This is a genomic window from Caballeronia sp. AZ1_KS37, from assembly GCF_023631165.1.
Lineage (GTDB): Bacteria > Pseudomonadota > Gammaproteobacteria > Burkholderiales > Burkholderiaceae > Caballeronia > Caballeronia zhejiangensis.
Window position 1 is genome coordinate 1 of record NZ_JALQDP010000027.1, and the last position, 4,098, is coordinate 4,098.

General features: G+C 62.2%; 4 protein-coding genes and 1 pseudogene. 2 read left to right on the forward strand and 3 right to left on the reverse strand.

Features of this window, described 5'->3' with window-relative positions:
* The 3 genes from NCS00_RS14625 to NCS00_RS14635 all read right to left on the reverse strand — a co-directional run.
* Positions 1–267, reverse strand: a 267-nt coding sequence (locus NCS00_RS14625) for a citrate/2-methylcitrate synthase (protein ID WP_284508140.1), incomplete at its 3' end; no start/stop codon positions are given.
* Positions 268–303: 36 nt separating this feature from the next.
* Complete coding sequence (locus tag NCS00_RS14630) at positions 304–1,311, reverse strand: HpcH/HpaI aldolase/citrate lyase family protein (RefSeq protein ID WP_250440361.1); 1,008 nt, start codon at positions 1,309–1,311, stop codon at positions 304–306.
* A 157-nt stretch (positions 1,312–1,468) separates the two neighbouring features.
* Positions 1,469–2,455, reverse strand: coding sequence for a malate dehydrogenase (locus NCS00_RS14635; RefSeq protein WP_008354061.1), 987 nt, complete (start codon positions 2,453–2,455; stop codon positions 1,469–1,471).
* Between the two features lie 586 nt (positions 2,456–3,041).
* Here NCS00_RS14635 and NCS00_RS14640 point away from each other — a divergent pair.
* On the forward strand, positions 3,042–3,839 hold the full coding sequence (locus tag NCS00_RS14640) for a GntR family transcriptional regulator (protein WP_033536962.1): 798 nt from the start codon (positions 3,042–3,044) through the stop codon (positions 3,837–3,839).
* Between the two features lie 169 nt (positions 3,840–4,008).
* Positions 4,009–4,098 (forward strand): annotated as a pseudogene (locus tag NCS00_RS14645) (succinate dehydrogenase, cytochrome b556 subunit); the annotation flags it as partial.

Here is a 4,098-nt window from a genome sequence, read left to right on the forward strand (position 1 = left end):
GCCGCGCAACGCCTTCAGCTTCGTCTTGTATGCCTTCAGTTCGGCGGCGTTCGGCAGCTTGCCGTGCACGAGCAGATACGCGATCTCTTCGAACTCGGACGTCGTCGCGACATCGAGAATGTCGTAGCCGCGATAGTGCAAGTCGTTGCCCGTCTTGCCGACGGTGCACAGCGCGGTGTTGCCCGCCGTCACGCCCGACAGCGCGACGGATTTCTTCGGCTTGAATGCGCCGGTTGCGGGTGCTTCGGTCGATGCCTGATCGGTCATTGTCTCTAGTCTCCTTTGCACGCTCGCGATGCGGCGTTATTTGTCTTGTCGAGATGATGATTTGAAAAACGGCGCGCATTCGTCGGGCAGCGTCTGGCCGGTCGCGTGCGCGCGGCGCAGCACGGACCAGTAATAGCGATAACTCGCGCGATCGTGCAGCGTATCGCCATGCCGCGTCGGGCCCCACTGTGCGCGCTGTGCCGCAAGCAGAATCTGCGCCGCGAGCGCGATTTCATCGGCGCGCGGCGAGAAGGCCTCGACGATCGGCCTGATCTGATCCGGATGGATGCTCCACATGCGCGTATAGCCGAACGCGTTGCGCGCGCGTGCCGCATCGTTCGCGACGACGCTCATGTCGCGCACTTCCGTCGATACGTTGTGCGACGGCACCTTGCCGTGCGCGTGACACGCGGCCGCGATCTCCAGCTTCGCGCGCTGCACGAGCGGATGATCGAACTGGCCGGGCGAGCGCATCGCGGTATCGGGAATGGCGCCGTTGTGCGCCGAGACGAAGTCCATCAGGCCGAAGCTCAGCGATTCGACGCCCCGCAGCGCTGCCAGTTCGAACGCTTGCGCGAGCGCGCCGTGCGTCTCGATCAGCAGATGGCAGGGAATCGGTTGCTCGATGCCGAACTCGCGTCGCGTTGCTTCGATGAACGCGACCATTTCGGTGGCATCGGCGGCGCTGCGGATTTTCGGCAGCATGATGAACGCGGGCGCTTTCTTCGCGCGACGCAGGATGATGCGAACGTCGTCGCGCCACGCACGATGATCGAAGTCGTGGATGCGCACGCCCACGCGCCCGAAGCGGTCGTCCTCGCCACCGACGAACGACGCAACCATTTCCGCATGTTCGGCCTCGTGACCGACTTGCGCCCCGTCTTCGCAATCGAGCGTGATGTCGAACACCGGACCGAGTTGCGCCTGCAGCGCCAGGGATTTGCGGATCAGCTTCTCGCTGCCGGCGTAATGATCACAGGTCGGAAGCACGGCGGGTTGCGCTTCGCCGTCAAACAGCACTTCGGCGGGAGTGAGAGCAGGCATCGTCGGCGTCGGGTCCGATTGGAAGTTGGGAAATTCCATCTTGCTCGATGATTCGAACACGCTCGATGTTTTTCAAGCGCGTTCGAATCATGCACGAACGCCGCGTAGCGTTCGCGCAGACGGGAAGCCTTTGCAGACTCCCCCTTGAACGACGTACTTACTTGCCCAGCAGATGCGAAACGCCGTCGCGCTCTTCGAGCAGCTCGTTCAGCGTGCCGTCCATCTTCTCGCGCGAGAACGCGTCGATTTCGAGGCCTTCGACGCGCTTGTACTCGCCGTTTTCGCACGTGACGGGCACGCCGTAGATGATGTCTTCCGGAATGCCGTACGAGCCGTCCGACGGAATGCCCATCGTGACCCACTTGCCGTTCGTGCCGAGCACCCAGTCACGCACGTGATCGATCGCAGCATTCGCCGCCGATGCCGCCGACGACAGGCCGCGCGCTTCGATAATCGCCGCGCCGCGCTTGCCGACGGTCGGGATGAACGTGTTGCGGTTCCACTCGTCGTCGTTGATGAGCTTCGTCAGGCTCTCGCCTTCCGCCGTTGCGAAACGGAAGTCCGGGTACATCGTCGGCGAGTGGTTGCCCCACACGGCGAGCTTTTCGATCGACGCGACCGGCTTGCCCGACTTGGCCGCCAGTTGCGACAGCGCGCGGTTGTGGTCCAGACGCAGCATGGCGGTGAAGTTCTTCTTCGGCAGATCCGGCGCCGACTTCATCGCGATGTAAGCGTTCGTGTTCGCCGGGTTGCCGACGACCAGCACCTTCACGTCGCGGCTCGCGACATCGTTCAGCGCCTTGCCCTGAACCGTGAAGATCTCGGCGTTCGCCGACAGCAGGTCCTTGCGCTCCATGCCCTTCGAACGCGGACGTGCACCGACCAGCAACGCGACGTCGGCGTCCTTGAACGCGACCTTGGGGTCGTCCGTGACGACCACGCCCGCGAGCAGCGGGAATGCGCAATCTTCCAGCTCCATCACGACGCCCTTCACGGCGGCTTGCGCTTGCGGCAGATCGAGCAACTGAAGAATCACGGGCTGGTCTTTGCCGAGCAGATCGCCATTGGCGATGCGGAACAGCAGCGAGTAGCCGATTTGACCTGCGGCGCCGGTTACGGCAACGCGCTTTGCGGACTTAGCCATTGAGAACTCTCCTGGACGGTGCGTGGAACGCTAGGGAAAAACGCCATTTTATGCGCGTTACGCAAAGCGTTGATGAAGACATGCCGGCCATGCCGTGCCCAAACGCTTCGAAGCTCGACCGAGCGTTCGCGCCCGTGCCGTGCATCGGCGTTACGGCTTGACCGTCATGCCATGAATCCTTCTCTTCGAGCGAGAGGCGTGCGGAGTGTTCTGGAAGGACGCGGTGATTTCGCTTGGGTCTGACGGCAACGCGCCCATACGAGACGGCGCTTGACGTTGCGAGGCGAGGGGCAGGCAGCGGCGCGCGAATCGAGTGGCCGATCGGCGTGAGGCGAAAGCGAAAGGGCGTGCCTGGCGGTATGTTGCACGCTGCGCCGGATGCCGTGTTCAGAGCGTACTCAAGGCGAAAAGGGCCATGATAAAACGCGCTGAGCGGCGGTTCCCGTGCTTTCGCAACGACCCGCAAACCCTTGCTCGACAAGGAGTGTAGGAGCCGTCCGAGGTAAAGTCAACACTATCTTATGTCTTATATAAGACATAGGAATCTTCGGGAAAAGTCTGGACGCACGGCGGGCCTTGTGTTGAAATGCGCGGCATGAATTCCAACCCGGCGAGCACGACGACCCCCAACGGCACTGCACCGGCGGCTGAGGCCGCGAGCACGCCGTCGCCGACGTTCAGCCCGCTGTATCAGCAAATCAAGGCGCTCATCACGCAAGGACTCGAGTCCGGCGAATGGAAGCCTGGCGAAATCATCCCGAGCGAGGTCGAGCTGGCCGCGCGCTACAAGGTGAGCCAGGGCACCGTCCGCAAGGCGATCGATGAACTCGCCGCCGACAATCTTCTCGTTCGACGTCAGGGCAAAGGCACGTTCGTTGCGACGCACAACGAAGACCGCGTGCAGTTCCGCTTCCTGCGCCTTCTGCCCGACGATGGCGACGTCCATCCTCACGTAAGCCGTCTGCTCGAATGCAGGCGCCTGCGCGCGCCGGCGGAGATCGCGCGCCAACTGGATTTGAAGCCTGCCGACCCCGTCGTTCTTATCAAGCGCTTGTTGCAGTTCGATGGCGTGACGACCGTGTTCGACGAAATCTGGCTGCCGGGCGCGGTGTTTCGCGGACTCACGGCCGAGCGTCTCGCCGAGTACAAGGGTCCGCTCTACGCGATGTTCGAGACGGAGTTTGGCACGCGCATGATCCGCGCGACCGAGAAGATCCGCGCCGTCGCCGCCGATGAAACCGTCGCGCAGTTCCTCGATGTGGCGCAGGGATTTCCGCTGTTATCGGTCGAGCGCGTGTCCTATACCTATGGCGATCGGCCTGTCGAAGTGCGTCGCGGATGGTACGTCACGACCGGCTATTTTTATCAGAACGACTTGAGTTGATCGAGTGAAGAACGGGCCGCGAGCACTGGCTGAGTGCTCGCGGAACACGCACGTTAGCAGGCCCATTCTCGCGCATGGAGCAACGGTCTTTTAGAGGACTTCTCGCTGCAGCGCGATATAAAAAGGCGCTAAAATCGCGGATTAGTGTGTTAACAAGTTGGGGTCTAGCATGGCAGAAGCCGTAAAAAAACCAAGGCCGGAATACCGGAACATCGGGATCGGTCAGATCGCGAAGTATCGCTTGCCGCTGGCGGGCAAG

What these genes read in the sequence shown, in the direction of transcription:
- NCS00_RS14630 (WP_250440361.1), bottom strand. Translation starts at nt 1,311, where the DNA reads ATGCCTGCTCTCACTCCCGCCGAAGTGCTGTTTGACGGCGAAGCGCAA.
- NCS00_RS14635 (WP_008354061.1), bottom strand. Translation starts at nt 2,455, where the DNA reads ATGGCTAAGTCCGCAAAGCGCGTTGCCGTAACCGGCGCCGCAGGTCAA.
- NCS00_RS14640 (WP_033536962.1), top strand. Translation starts at nt 3,042, where the DNA reads ATGCGCGGCATGAATTCCAACCCGGCGAGCACGACGACCCCCAACGGC.